Origin of the sequence: Allomesorhizobium aridi (assembly GCF_043769475.1) — a bacterium.
Lineage (GTDB): Bacteria > Pseudomonadota > Alphaproteobacteria > Rhizobiales > Rhizobiaceae > Allomesorhizobium.
In genome coordinates, this window is sequence record NZ_CP171729.1 from 1,034,914 (window position 1) to 1,048,406 (window position 13,493).

The window sequence follows — 13,493 nt, forward strand, 5'->3', positions numbered from 1 at the left end:
CCGATGAACTATCGCCATGCCTATCATGCCGGCAATTTCGCCGACGTCGTCAAGCACGCGGTGCTGGCGCGGCTGGTCGAATATCTGAAGCAGAAGGACAAGGCCTTCCGCGTCATCGATACCCATGCGGGGGTCGGTCTTTACGATCTTTCGGCGGAGGAGGCACAGAAGACCGGCGAGTGGCGAAGCGGCATCGCGCGCCTTATCGAGGCGAAGCTCGAGCCCGAGGCGGCAGCGCTGCTCACGCCGTATGTAGATGCGGTGAAGGCTGCCAATCCAGACGGCGGGCTTTCGCGCTATCCGGGCTCGCCGCTGATCGTGCGCAATCTTCTGCGCAAGCAGGACCGCCTGTCGGCGATCGAACTACATCCGCAAGATTCCGCGGTTCTGAAGAAGCTGTTCGCGGACGACTACCAGGTCCGGATCATCGAACTCGACGGATGGCTGGCGCTCGGAGCGCATCTGCCGCCGAAGGAAAAGCGCGGCCTGGTGCTGGTCGATCCGCCCTTCGAGCGGGAAGGCGAGTTCGACCGCCTGGTCGACGGCCTGCTCAAGGCGCACCGGCGCTGGCCGGGCGGCATCTATGCGCTGTGGTATCCGGTCAAGGACCGCCGGGCGGTGAGGTCCTTCCATGAGGCGCTGGCCGGCTCCGGCATTCCGAAGATCATGGACCTACGCTTCGACGTCAGGCCGGCTTCGGACGAGCCGCGCCTCGACGGGACGGGGATGATCGTAGTCAATCCTCCCTTCACGCTGGAGAAAGAACTCGGCATCGTGCTGCCGGCACTGCATGGGGTGCTCGCCGAGAGCAGGGGAGCCGGATGGCAGATCGAATGGCTGACGGGGGAAGAAACCGCCGCTTGACGGCGGCTTGACCGCCGCGCGGCCTTTGCGCAAACTGCCGGCCATAGTGCTTCGCGCCGCGCGCCTATTCACGAGGACATCCATGACCCGTATCGCCCGTTTCGCCATGGCTGCAGCGCTGGGCCTTGGCTCCTTCATGACTCCGGCAGTGGCGCCTGCGGCCGACATGAGGATCTACCAGCAGCAGGATTCGGGCGTCTGCGCCGACAGGCGCTTTCTGGCCAAGATCACCGACCGTTTCCGTTACCAAGTGCGGCACGTTCCGCACCTGCCCAATGTCGCGATCACCAATTTCCAGCGTATCCGCGCTACCCTTTTCGAGCCGAGAGCCGAGCGCAAACCCATCGCGCGGCAATATTGCGAGGCCGACGTCGTGCTTTCCGACGGTTATACGCGCAACATCTGGTACCTGATCGAGGGCGGCATGGGATTTGCCGGCATCGGTGACAATGTCGAATTCTGCGTCGACGGTTTCGACCGCTGGTACGTCTACAACGGGCGCTGCCGCGTCCTGCGCCCGGGTGCGGATGGGATGTGGGCGGGCACAGCCTACAAATGACGGCTTGCTGCGCTTCCGGTGCTCGGGTGCCCGAATGTACGCTCCGCTCCGGTTCTCGAAATCCCCCATTCTGGTCGCTGCGCGCCCTCTTCGATCCGGCTCGTCCTGACCTGAATCGCAACACACCTTAAGCCGATACATGGCAGCGGGCCGAAGCCGATTGTTTGCCGCGGGAGCAATCCTGGCGCTGATCGCGGTCGCGGCCATGTTCTGGAAGCCTGCAGGCCAAGGCGTCGGCGAGACTATCGACCCACCTGCCACCCTGGCGCGGGGCGACGTGCCGGTCGGTACCGGCTTTGATTTCTACGTGCTCTCGCTGTCCTGGTCGCCGAGTTACTGCGAGGCCGAAGGGGAAGACGCCAACCGGCAGCAATGCGTGTCGGCGCGGCCCTACGCCTTCGTGGTGCATGGGCTATGGCCGCAATTCGAGCGCGGCTATCCCGAAAATTGCCGCACCGACGAGGAGAGCGTCGACGATGCGACGCTCCGCACCCTCTACGACATCATGCCGTCGGCCGGCCTGATCCGGCACCAGTGGCGCAAGCACGGCAGTTGCGCGGGGCTCGCGCAGGACGATTATTTTGACGTGCTGCGTGCCGCCCGCGAGAAGGTCGCCATCCCCGCTGAATTCCACCGGCTCGAAGCCTATAAAACGCTCCATCCCGACGATGCCGAACGCGTTTTCCTCGAAGCCAATCCCGGACTGGCAGGCGAGGGCATCGCCGTCACCTGCGACCGTCACTTCCTGCGCGAGGTACGCATCTGCCTATCCAAGGATCTGGCGTTCCGCGCCTGTCCGGAGGTCGACCGCCGCGCCTGCCGGCGCGACAGCGTGGTGATGCCGCCGGTGCGCGGCAGCTAGGGCGGACCTAACCCTCACCCTCTCCCCGTGAAGCACGGAGAGAGGGGGACGCCAGCGTTGCAGGAACCGGTCCATCGCCTACCGCGTCCTCAGAAAATATTCGCGGTCGGCAGACCGAGGGCCGTCGCGCCGGCATATTGCGCCTGCGGACCTTGCTGGAGCGGGTGATAGCGCGCGCCCTGTATGTCGCGAAAGCGCCGCTCGAGGCCTTGGCTGCGGTAAAAACCCGCGCCTCCGGCGAGTTCCATCGCCAGTTCGACGGCCGCAATCGCGTTCTGGGCGATCAGGGTGCGGCCGATCATCACCTCGTTGATCGTGTCCGCGGAGGGGGCGTTGCGCTCGACGGTTTCGATCATGTGCCGCTGCGCGAGCTGCGCCGCTCGCAAGGCGGTATCCATCCGCCCGGCAAGCTCCATGGCGTGATGGGTAGGCGGCCTCTTGTTTGCGAGCTCGATCGCGATGTCGCGGGCGCTTTCGGCAACGCCGAGGTAGACCGAATAGACCAGCGGGAAGGCGATGGTCGCGATGATCTGGAACAGCGGATGCCATTCTCCGCTGCGCCTTGTAACGGCGACGCTTGCATCGGGAACGAAGAGGCCGTCGATCACAACGTCGTTCGAGCCGGTTCCGCGCATGCCGAGCGTGCGCCAGGTCTCGACAATCTTCACTTCCGGCGCCTTCATCGAGACCGGGAAGTGGATGACCATGTCCGGCTCGCCCTCAGTCCGCACGACTGCGCCAGTCATCAGAAGGTCGCCTGCTTCAGCGCCGGAGGTGAATACCTTGCGCGCCGAAATCCGGTAGCCGCCCTCGACCTTGACGGCCTGCCCAGAGCCGGCGATCCAGTCGGAACCGCCACTCGAAAGGAGAACGAGGTGTTCGCCGGCGACCCTTTTCAGCAGCGGCTCAACGGCGGCCACCTTTTGGTGACGCCACCGCCAAGCAGGAATGGCGACCTGGTGCGTGTGCATGGAGAAGGCGAGGGCGGTCGAGCCGCAGTGGCGCGCCAGTTCGCGCAGCATCGCTGCGAGTTCGGAGACTTCCGCGCCGCCGCCGCCGAGTTCGCGCGGCACCGCCGCTTCGACGAGGCCGGCTTGTTTGAGAGATTTGTAGTTTTCCGCGACAAAGCGGTCATTCTCGTCCGCATCGGCGGCGCGCGCGGCCAGTTGCGGGCCGAGCGAGCGGGCGATTGCAACGAAGTCGGTGGGGGGCGGGTCCGCCTGGTCAGTTTTCATGGCGACTGCAAGTCCTGTGGTGCTCATGGTTTTGTTCCTCCGTGGTTGTATTTTCAGACACCGCGGAAGAATTGCGCCGGGATAACGTCCGGTCCAGTTCAGGAACTGTATCACCATACGGACATCACGGCATGGGGTGTGCGCGATACTGCAAGTCAACTTGGCAGGAACGCCGCGGAGGCGTATCCTCGACAGGGAAATTGCTTTCAAAGGGAGTGGGCATGGAAGAACGCGGCGGATATGGACAGTTCTGTCCGGTAGCAATGGCCGCGGAAATACTGTGCACGCGATGGACGACGCTGATCGTTCGCGAATTGCTTTGCGGCACAACGCGTTTCAACGATTTGAGGCGCGGCGTTCCCCGCATGTCGCCGTCCCTGCTGTCCAAACGATTGAAAGAACTCGAGAAAGCCGGCGTCATAGCGACCATGCGCAGCGCCGGGGCATCTGTCGAATACCGTCTGACGCCGGCCGGCGAAGAGCTCGGCCCGATCGTTATGGCGATGGGATTCTGGGGCCAGCGCTGGGTGGAATCGACCCTGTCGCTAAAGAATCTCGACCCGTCCCTGCTGATGTGGGACATGCGGCGCAAGCTCAATCCTGATCCCTTGCCGCCCGCGCGGTGCACGATTCAATTTCAGTACCCCGAATTGCCTCCCGCGCGGCAGAACTGGTGGCTGGTGGTCGAGGACGGGAACGTCGATCTTTGCGGCTTCGACCCGGGCTACGAACTGAATCTCCTTGTCAGGTGTTCGCTGAAGGTCATGACCGCCATATGGATGGGTCTGACCGTGGTTCGCACGGAGATCGAAGCCGGACGCCTCGAACTGAACGGCGATCCGTTGATCGCGAATTCGATGCAGCGATGGCTCGGCCTCAGTCCCTTCGCCGTCGAGAGCCGACGCGTTCCTGATCCGGCAAGCAAGTTTTCAGAGCTGGCCTAGCAAATCCCGACGAGCTGAACGCTGTTCGCCGTTGCCGACGGCTCTCCGCAGCAATAGCTTGCGCCTGAGCCAGGAGCCAGCAAAGCATGCCGAAAATCCTCTATTCGCCGACATCTCCCTATAGCGCCAAGGTGCGCATGGCCGCCGCCTATGCCGGTATTCCGCTGGAAGCGGTGGTGGTCGACACGAATTCGCAGCCGGCCGAACTGACGGGCCCCAACCCGCTCGGCAAGATCCCGACGCTGGTGACCGACGACGGCCGGGGAATCTATGACAGCCGAACCATCACGCAGTACCTGAACCGCCTATCGGGCAATACGCTGTTTCCGCGTAATCCTGCGAAGCGGCTGGATGCCGAAATGCTGGAGGCGCTGGCCGACGGCGTCTGCGACAGTCTGCTCGCCCACGTCTACGAGCGGCGCATGCGTCCGGCGGAGAAAGTGCATCAGCCGTGGCTGGATTTGCAATGGTCGAAAGCGATGCGCGCGTTCGACCTCTTGAACGCCAATCCGCCAAAACTGCCCAAGAAAATCACCGCCGGCCACATCGCTCTGCGCGCCTGCCTCGGCTATATCGACCTGCGCTTTCCCGGGCAGTGGGAAAAGGGCCGATCCAGGCTGAAGCGCTGGGCGGCGCGCTTCGACGAGAAGTTTCCGGAACTGAAGCAGTACGTTCCGGCGTGATTTCACCTGACGGGACGCAAAAAAGCCGGGCGTCGAAACGCCCGGCTCTCTTTTGATCGCTATATGCTGATCAGAACTTCATGCCGACGCCGAAGGTGATGCGGTGATCCTTGGCATCGACATCACCCGAACCGCCGGCCGTTGTGAACTCTTCACTGCCGTAGTCGGTGTAGCGATATTCGACACGGCCGAACACCTGCTGCGTGATCTTGACGTCAGTGCCGACGCCAGCCGTCCAGCCGACCATGGTGTTGTCATCCGAGACGCCGCCTTGCGAGACTTCCATCTGCTTCGCAGCGCCACCAGCGGTAGTGTAGAGCAACACGTCCGGGGTCACGACATAGCCGAGGCGGGCGCGCAGGGAGCCTTCGACACCGGATTCGACTTCGGTGCCGGCATTTTCGCCCTCGACGCCGCTGTAGCCGATGTCAGCTTCCACGCCAGCGACGATGCCGCCGGTTTCCCAGTTGTAGCCGGCAAAGGCGCCGCCAACGAAACCGTCGGTGTCAATGGAATTGTCAAAGCTTTCGTCCTCGGACTCGCCGCCGAAGGCGTAGCCGGCGCTGAGACCGGCATAGGGGCCGGCCCAGGACGCCACTGGCAGTTCCTCGACCGGCGCAGGCGCCGGCGGCTCTTCCATGATGACGTCGGCGGCGTTTGCTCCATTCACGCCGATGAAGGCGATGAGCCCCAGAGCAGTGGCCGCAGGCCATGCCAATTTAAGTTTGTTCGTCATTCTTTTACTCCTTGCCACAGCTCACTCGAAACAGGCTGTGGTATTTCGTTCGATAGAGCGCCCCTGCCCGCCGGGAGGACAAACGGGCTCGGCGCCTCACAGTTCCGAATTTCTGAGCCAAATGCGGCTGGAGCTTACCGGAAATCGGGTCATTCCCCGGCGCGAATGAGGCAGAAGCTAGACGTTGCACTTTCGCAACAAATCCTGTCAGGAGCTTTGCCAGCACAGCCCGCGAACCCGCTTGGTGCAAGGCGTCGCGGTCCCTATATTGCTGTTTGCAGCTCTTGCCTTGCGGCTCACGGCAGCGGCGTACAAGGTCCGTCGCCACATTGCCGCCAAATGAACGAACCGCAAATTAACGAAACCGCCGCCGGGCATCGTATCGGGAATCTGACATGGCGCAAGCCCGCAAGACAGCTTTGGTTACCGGAGGCGCGAGGCGTATCGGCCGAGCGATCGTGGAGGATCTCGCCGCGCATGGCTTCGCCGTCGCCATCCACTGCAACCGCTCGAGAGCGGAAGCCGACGCGCTGGCGCGCATGCTGCGCGAAAGGGGCGGGCGGGCCGAAGCGGTCGAAGCGGACCTGACCGACATGACGGCGGCGGGCGGCTTGCTTGCCGCAGCCGAGCGCGCTGTCGGCCCTGTGACGCTGCTCGTCAACAATGCTTCGGTTTTCGAGGACGACCAGGTGACCGATTTCGACTGGGCGGTCTGGGATAGGCATTTCGCCGTGCATGTGAAGGCGCCGGCCTTGCTGGCCAGGAGGTTCGCCGAGGCGCTTCCCACCGGCGAGGAAGGTCTGATCGTGAGCATCATCGACCAGCGCGTCTGGAAGCCGACGCCGCATTATTTCTCCTATGCGCTGTCGAAGTCGGCACTGTGGGCCGCGACGAGGACCATGGCGCAGGCGCTGGCGCCGCGCATCCGGGTCAATGCGATCGGGCCGGGGCCGACGCTCGCCAGCACGCGACAGGGCCCGGACGACCTCGAGGCCCAGATCGAAGGACTGCTTCTCGGCCGCGGACCGCAGCTTTCGGAGTTCGGCGCCACGATCCGCTACCTCTGGGAGGCGCGCTCCGTGACCGGACAGATGATCGCCATAGATGGCGGCCAGCATCTTGCATGGCAGACGCCGGATGTGACAGGCATGGCGGAATGACGATCAAGGACGATACGATGAAGAGGCCGCCCATACCGCGCGGCGACAAGGCAGGCGGCGACATAGCCGGCTATATGCCGGGCCATGAGGTCGAGGAGGAGGAGGAGGAGAACGAGCCCGCGGCCGAGGCGACGCCTATAGCCGGACCGGACGTGCCGTTCACCGCCATAGACTGGAGCGCGCATGCCGGCGACGCCGACGGAATGGTCGGCGCCGAGGTCATCCAGACGCTGGTCAAGCGCCTGCCCAACGCGCCCGGCGTCTACCGCATGATGAACGCCGCCGGCGACGTTCTCTATGTCGGCAAGGCGCGCAGCCTGAAGAAGCGCGTGACCAATTATGCGCAGGGCCGGTTCCACACCAACCGCATAGGCCGGATGGTGCGCGAGACCGCGACGATGGAATTCGTCGTGACCCGCACCGAGATCGAGGCGCTGCTGCTCGAAGCCAATCTTATCAAGCGCTTGCGGCCGCGCTTCAACGTGCTTCTGCGCGACGACAAGTCGTTTCCATACATCATGCTGACCGGGGATCATCCTTCCCCCGGCATTTTCAAGCATCGCGGTGCGCGCTCTCGCAAGGGAGATTATTTCGGTCCCTTCGCCTCGGCCGGCGCCGTCGGACGCACCATCAACTCGCTGCAGCGCGCGTTCCTTCTGCGCACCTGCACCGATTCTGTATTCGAGAGCCGCACGCGGCCTTGCCTGCTCTACCAGATCAAGCGCTGTTCGGGTCCATGCACGGGCGAGATCTCTGCGGCCGACTACGCCGAACTGGTTTCGGAGGCGAAGGATTTTCTGTCGGGCCGTAGCCAGAAGGTGAAGACCGAGATTTCGGCGGCCATGCAGGAGGCCTCGGAGGATCTGGATTTCGAGCGCGCCGCGATCTATCGCGACAGGCTCGCGGCGCTGTCGCATGTCCAGAGCCACCAGGGCATTAATCCGCAATCGATAGAGGAAGCGGACGTGTTCGCCATCCACCAGGAAGGCGGGCAGGTGGGCATTCAGGTGTTCTTCTTCCGCACCGGTCAGAACTGGGGCAACCGCGCCTATTTCCCCAAGGCCGATCCCGCGCTGGAGGGGGCGGAGGTGCTCGGCTCGTTCCTGGCGCAGTTCTATGACGACAAGCCTTGCCCGCGCCTGATCCTGCTGTCGCAGGTTGTTGAGGACCAGGAACTGTTGTGCCAGGCTCTAGGGACGCGCGCCGGTCACAAGGTGACGATCACCGTCCCGCAACGCGGCGAAAAGAAGGATCTCGTCGACCACGCCGTCCAGAACGCTCGGGAGGCGCTAGGCCGTAGGCTCGCCGAAACCTCGACGCAAGGCCGGCTGCTTGCCGGCATGGCCGAGACGTTTGGGCTGGAGAAGCCTCCGACGCGCATCGAGGTCTACGACAACTCGCACATCATGGGCACCAACGCTGTCGGCGCGATGATCGTGGCCGGGCCGGAAGGCTTCGTGAAGAATCAGTATCGCAAATTCAACATCCGCTCGACCGAGATCACGCCGGGCGACGATTTCGGCATGATGCGAGAGGTGATGGAGCGGCGCTTCTCTCGGCTTTTGAAGGAGCATGGCGAAAACGGCCATACCGGCGAAAGCGAGGCTGACGACGCCAATGGCTCTGGCTTCCCGGCCTGGCCGGACGTTATCCTGATCGACGGCGGGCAGGGACAGATGACGGCGGTCCGCTCGATCCTGGACAATCTCGGCATAGCCGATCGCGTCGTGGCAATCGGTGTCGCCAAGGGCCAGGATCGCGATGCCGGACGGGAGCGCTTCTTCGTCAAGGGACGCGAGTCCTTCTCGCTGCCGGTGCGCGACCCGGTGCTCTATTTCGTGCAGCGGCTGCGCGACGAGGCGCATCGTTTTGCCATCGGCTCGCATCGCGCGCGGCGCAAGAAAGAAATGGTGAAGAATCCGCTCGACGAGATCAGCGGCATCGGGCCGGGCCGCAAGCGGGCGCTGCTTCTTCATTTCGGAACAGCCAAGGCGGTAAGCCGCGCGGCGGTGGAAGATCTGACGGCGGTCGACGGAATTTCGGAATCGATTGCAAAGTTGGTCTACAATCACTTCCACGAAAATTGACACAATTGCGCTGGCTCATCGCTTTTCGATGATTGACCCCGCACGGAGGCATCTGATTTGAGTATCTCTGGATCTGGAGAATTGCGGAAAAACATGGGCAAGCGCGCATTCAATCTTCCAAACATGCTGACCTATGCGCGAATTCTCGCCGTGCCGATGGTGGTGCTGTGCTTCTTTTTGGAAGGCCGACTGCAGTCAAGCGAATTCGCCCGCTGGAGCGCCCTGGTGATTTTCATCGCCGCCAGCGTGACCGACTATCTCGATGGCTATCTCGCCCGCGCCTGGCAGCAGACCTCCAATATCGGGCGCATGCTCGATCCGATCGCCGACAAGCTTCTGGTCGCGACCTGCCTGCTGCTGCTCGCAGCCGACACCGACAGGACGATAGCCGGTTGGTCGCTGTGGGCCGCGATCATCATACTGTGCCGCGAAATACTGGTGTCGGGGCTGCGCGAATATCTCGCCGCACTGAAAGTCAGCGTACCGGTGACGCAGCTCGCAAAATGGAAGACGGCGATCCAGATGATCGCCATTGCGTTCCTGCTGCTTGGCCCGGCGGGCGACAAGATGGTCCCCTACTGGACGCAGATCGGCATTTTCCTGCTATGGGTTTCGGCGATCGTGACGCTTTACACCGGCTATGACTATTTTCGCGCAGGCGCCAAGCATATCATGGAAGAATGACAGAGCCTCTGACCAAACTCGTCTACTTCGCCTGGGTGCGGGAACGGATCGGCAAGCCGGAGGAGGAAGTTTCGCTTCCCGCCGCCGTCGAGACCGTGGCCGACCTCCTGCATTGGCTGAAGGCGCGCGGCGAGGAATATGAAAATGCGCTGCAATATCCGGACGTAATCCGCGTCGCGATAAACCATGAACATGTCGATCACCGCGAGAGGATTTCCGGTGCGCGCGAGATCGCGCTATTCCCGCCGATGACCGGAGGCTGAGGCGATGCCGTCCGATGTCCCGCCCGTCGTGCGCATCCAGGCGGAAGATTTCGATATCGCTACGGAAATCAGCCGGCTGACCAGGGGCGCGCCGATGTCGGCGCCGTGGTGACGTTCTCGGGCTTGTGCCGTGACGAGGAAGGACGGCTCGCCGCGCTCGAACTCGAACATTATCCGGGCATGGCCGAGGCCGAAATCAGCCGCATAGCCGAAGAAGCTTTGAGGCGGTGGCCGCTGTCGGGCATCACCGCCATTCACCGTTTCGGCAAGATAGCGCCCGGCGAAAACATCGTGCTCGTGGTAGCGGCGTCCACGCACAGGCAGGCGGCGTTCGAGGCGGCATCGTTCCTGATGGACTATCTGAAATCGCGCGCGCCCTTCTGGAAGAAGGAGCATAGCGTCGACGCCTCCGAAGGCGAGTGGGTCGACGCCAAGGAAGCGGACGACCAGGCCGCCGCGCGCTGGAAATCTTCCTGACAGGTCTGCTCCATAGTCTCCTGACGCGATCTTCGCTTCACCGTCATTCCGGCTCGAATGTCCGCTGCGCTCCGGTTCCTGAAAGCCTCGCGGAACAGGCCGCAACCTGCTGTTAAGCATGCGTTTCGACTGTTTGCCGGTTTAGAGAATTCTAAAGTTGTCGTGATTACGGTCACCCGGTAAACCGCGTCGCGAAGCAGAATGCATCCAGTATTCAGTTCATTGCTCGACATAGAGGCTGGCAAGGACTGGCTGCTCGCCGCAAATATCGTTTTGTCGGCGCTCGTTGCGATCTGGACCGTTCGCTATCGCCGGCTTTACCTGCAGACGCTGAGCGAGCAGGAATACAATGCCGACCTCGTCGAAAATCTTTCGGAAGGCATTTATCGGGCGCTGCCGGATGGCCGCCACATCAAGGGCAACCGGGCGCTGGTGCTTCTGAACGGCTATGCGAGCGAAGAGGAGATGCTCGCCGGCGTCCTCGACAGCGACAAGCCGTGGTATGTCGAGCCGGGCCGCCGCGCTGAGTTCCATGCGATGCTGATGCGCGACGGCAAGATTGAAGATTTTGTATCCGAAATCTACCGCCACAAGACGCGCGAGCGCATCTGGATCACCGAATCCGCCCGTCTCGTCTGCGACAGGAAAACCGGCCGGAAGCTGTTCTACGAAGGCTCGGTGCGCGAAATCACCGAAACCATCAAGCGCCTGAAACTCGAGGAGCAGTTCCAGAAGCTGACGAGCCGGTTGCACGGCGGCCTGTTCCAGTTCAGGAACTTTCCCGACGAGCGGAGCGAAATGCTCTACGTCAGCGCCGGAATCGAGCAAATCTCCGGCATTTCGCCGCAGGAACATCTGGCGGATCCGTGGGCGTTCACCAACCTTGTCGTCGCCGACGACCGCGAAGCCTATCTCGCGTCGCAGCAGGAGGCTGCCGCAAAGCTGGAGCCGTGGAATTGCGAAGTCCGGATACGGGCCCGCGACGGCGAGGAAAAATGGGTAAGCATGGATGCCCGGCCGGAACTGTCGGGAGATTGCGTCACCTGGCACGGCTATGTTTCCGACATTTCGGTGCGCAAGCGGCACGAGATGGAGATCGAGGAACTGGCCTATTTCGATCCGTTGACCAAGCTGCCGAACCGCCGCATGTTCCTGAACCGCATGACGCAGGCGATAACGGCTTGCGAGCGGCGGGGCGATACCGGCGCTCTGCTGTTCATCGACCTCGACAATTTCAAGACGCTGAACGACACGCAGGGCCACGACATCGGCGATTGCTTCCTGGTCCAGGTCGCGGGCCGGCTGCGCCGCTGCATCAACCCGCGCGACATGGTCGCCCGCATCGGCGGCGACGAGTTCGTGGTCGTTTTGGAGGAAACCGGATCCGATACCGCCCATGGCACGCTGAGGGCCATCACCACGACCAACCAGATACTGGCGGCGCTGAACAGGCCTTTCGAACTCGGGCCTCTGCGCCATGTCGGGTCGGCCAGCGTCGGCGTCGTGGTGTTCGACGGCGCCGAAAAACGCGCCGACGAGATACTCAAGCGCGCCGACATCGCCATGTACCAGGCCAAGGCCGCGGGCAGGAACAGCATGGCCCTGTTCGACCCGGCCACCATGGACCGCGAAGCGCAGCGCTACCGCATGCTGAACGATCTGCGCACGGCGTTTTCCGAAGAGCAGCTAGACCTCTATTTTCAGCCCCAGGTCGACGATACCGGCCGCGTGACCGGCGCCGAAGCGCTGGTGCGTTGGCATCATCCCTCGTTGGGCCGCATTTTTCCCGACCAGTTTGTAGCGCTCGCGGAACAGTTCGGCCTCAACGACGAACTTGCCGACTTTGTGTTTTCCAAGGGCCTGGAGGCTCTGGCCGGCTGGCAGCGGGATCCGGTGATGGCGCATCTGCGGCTGGCGCTCAACGTCAGCGTGCAGTCGTTCTCCAGCAACGACTTCATCGGCATGGTGAAGGGCAAGATCAAGACTCACGGCGTCGACGCCAGGATGCTGACTTTCGAACTCACCGAGCACGTCATGGCCAAGGACCACCAGCGCGTTGCCGCCAGGATGGACGAAGCCAAGAAGCTGGGCGTGCGCCTGTCGCTCGACGATTTCGGAACCGGCTATTCGTCGCTGGCCTATCTGAAGCAACTTCCTTTCGACGAGGTGAAGATCGACGGCGGCTTCGTCGCAGACATCGAAAGCTCCGAAAGCGACCGCGCGCTGGTCAAGACCATCTTGGCGATGGCACGCACGCTCGGTCTGACGTCGGTGGCCGAGCATGTCGAGAACGTCCGGCAGGAGGCTTTCCTGAGGGCATTCGGATGCGACTTCTTCCAGGGGTTTCTCTACAGCGCGGCCGTGCCGGCCGACCGGTTCGCCGAGATGTTCCACGGCGCGCCGCCGCAGGTCGCCGCGCCGCTGCCGGCGATGCTGCAGCAGGCATGAAAAAGCCGGAGCGTTGCCCCGGCTTTTTTTCGTTCAGGCGCCGCGGCCTGAAGTGGAGACCGAAATCGTTAGCCGACGATTTCAGTGTCCGAGAACCAGTACTTGATCTCCTGCGCGGCGGTTTCGGGCGCATCGGAGCCGTGCACCGAGTTCTCGCCGATCGACAGGGCATGCACTTTGCGGATCGTGCCTTCGGCGGCATTGGCCGGGTTGGTGGCGCCCATCACATCGCGGTTCTTTGCTATGGCGTTCTCGCCTTCGAGGACTTGGACCACCGTCGGGCCCGACGACATGGATTCTACCAACTCGCCGAAGAAGGGGCGATCCTTGTGGACGGCATAGAAGCCTTCGGCCTCGCGGCGGCTCATCCAGACGCGGCGGGAAGCGACGACGCGCAGGCCGGCATCCTCCAGCATCTTGGTGATCGCGCCGGTGAGATTGCGCCGGGTCGCGTCGGGCTTGATCATCGAAAACGTGCGTTCGATCGCCAT

At 62.9% G+C, this 13,493-nt stretch carries 13 protein-coding genes and 1 pseudogene; 11 read left to right on the forward strand and 3 right to left on the reverse strand.

What is annotated here, in order from left to right; translation table 11 throughout:
- Positions 1-3: 3 nt before the first annotated feature.
- From ACG873_RS06975 to ACG873_RS06985, 3 genes are all read left to right on the forward strand, one after another.
- A complete protein-coding gene (locus tag ACG873_RS06975; RefSeq protein ID WP_394891066.1) occupies positions 4-864 on the forward strand; it encodes a 23S rRNA (adenine(2030)-N(6))-methyltransferase RlmJ in 861 nt (286 codons plus the stop codon).
- Positions 865-946: 82 nt separating this feature from the next.
- A complete protein-coding gene (locus tag ACG873_RS06980) occupies positions 947-1,423 on the forward strand; it encodes a hypothetical protein (protein WP_394891067.1) in 477 nt (158 codons plus the stop codon).
- 160 nt (positions 1,424-1,583) lie between these two features.
- On the forward strand, positions 1,584-2,285 hold the full coding sequence (locus ACG873_RS06985) for a ribonuclease T2 family protein (RefSeq protein ID WP_394891068.1): 702 nt from the start codon (positions 1,584-1,586) through the stop codon (positions 2,283-2,285).
- Between the two features lie 89 nt (positions 2,286-2,374).
- On the opposite strand, the gene ACG873_RS06990 is transcribed toward ACG873_RS06985, so the two are convergent.
- Complete coding sequence (locus tag ACG873_RS06990) at positions 2,375-3,547, reverse strand: acyl-CoA dehydrogenase family protein (RefSeq protein ID WP_394891069.1); 1,173 nt, start codon at positions 3,545-3,547, stop codon at positions 2,375-2,377.
- Between the two features lie 194 nt (positions 3,548-3,741).
- On the opposite strand from ACG873_RS06990, the gene ACG873_RS06995 reads away from it, so the two are divergent.
- On the forward strand, positions 3,742-4,464 hold the full coding sequence (locus tag ACG873_RS06995; protein WP_394891070.1) for a winged helix-turn-helix transcriptional regulator: 723 nt from the start codon (positions 3,742-3,744) through the stop codon (positions 4,462-4,464).
- A gap of 86 nt (positions 4,465-4,550) precedes the next feature.
- Positions 4,551-5,147, forward strand: coding sequence for a glutathione S-transferase (locus ACG873_RS07000; protein ID WP_394891071.1), 597 nt, complete (start codon positions 4,551-4,553; stop codon positions 5,145-5,147).
- Positions 5,148-5,217: 70 nt separating this feature from the next.
- Here ACG873_RS07000 and ACG873_RS07005 read toward each other — a convergent pair whose 3' ends face one another.
- Positions 5,218-5,883: an outer membrane protein gene (locus ACG873_RS07005; RefSeq protein WP_394891072.1), complete on the reverse strand. Its 666-nt coding sequence runs from the start codon at positions 5,881-5,883 to the stop codon at positions 5,218-5,220.
- A 395-nt stretch (positions 5,884-6,278) separates the two neighbouring features.
- Here ACG873_RS07005 and ACG873_RS07010 point away from each other — a divergent pair, with 395 nt between their 5' ends.
- From ACG873_RS07010 to ACG873_RS07035, 6 genes and pseudogenes are all read left to right on the forward strand, one after another.
- A complete protein-coding gene (locus ACG873_RS07010) occupies positions 6,279-7,043 on the forward strand; it encodes an SDR family oxidoreductase (RefSeq protein WP_394891073.1) in 765 nt (254 codons plus the stop codon).
- Positions 7,040-9,130, forward strand: a complete 2,091-nt coding sequence (gene uvrC, locus ACG873_RS07015) for an excinuclease ABC subunit UvrC (protein ID WP_394891074.1) — start codon at positions 7,040-7,042, stop codon at positions 9,128-9,130. Before ACG873_RS07010 ends, uvrC begins: the two co-directional genes overlap by 4 nt.
- 93 nt (positions 9,131-9,223) lie before the next feature.
- Positions 9,224-9,814 carry a CDP-diacylglycerol--glycerol-3-phosphate 3-phosphatidyltransferase gene (gene pgsA / locus ACG873_RS07020; protein ID WP_394891075.1) on the forward strand — a complete coding sequence of 197 codons (591 nt, stop codon included), beginning with the start codon at positions 9,224-9,226 and terminating at the stop codon, positions 9,812-9,814.
- 8 nt (positions 9,815-9,822) lie between these two features.
- A complete protein-coding gene (gene moaD, locus ACG873_RS07025) occupies positions 9,823-10,077 on the forward strand; it encodes a molybdopterin converting factor subunit 1 (protein ID WP_394893386.1) in 255 nt (84 codons plus the stop codon).
- Positions 10,078-10,081: 4 nt separating this feature from the next.
- Positions 10,082-10,554 (forward strand): annotated as a pseudogene (locus tag ACG873_RS07030) (molybdenum cofactor biosynthesis protein MoaE).
- A 201-nt stretch (positions 10,555-10,755) separates the two neighbouring features.
- The gene (locus ACG873_RS07035) at positions 10,756-13,002 is read left to right on the forward strand and encodes a putative bifunctional diguanylate cyclase/phosphodiesterase (RefSeq protein ID WP_394891076.1); all 2,247 of its coding nucleotides are present in this window, start codon (positions 10,756-10,758) and stop codon (positions 13,000-13,002) included.
- Between the two features lie 68 nt (positions 13,003-13,070).
- Here the strand turns inward: ACG873_RS07035 and ndk are convergent, their stop codons facing one another.
- Positions 13,071-13,493 (reverse strand): nucleoside-diphosphate kinase, encoded by a 423-nt coding sequence (gene ndk, locus ACG873_RS07040; protein WP_394891077.1) that lies wholly within the window; start codon positions 13,491-13,493, stop codon positions 13,071-13,073.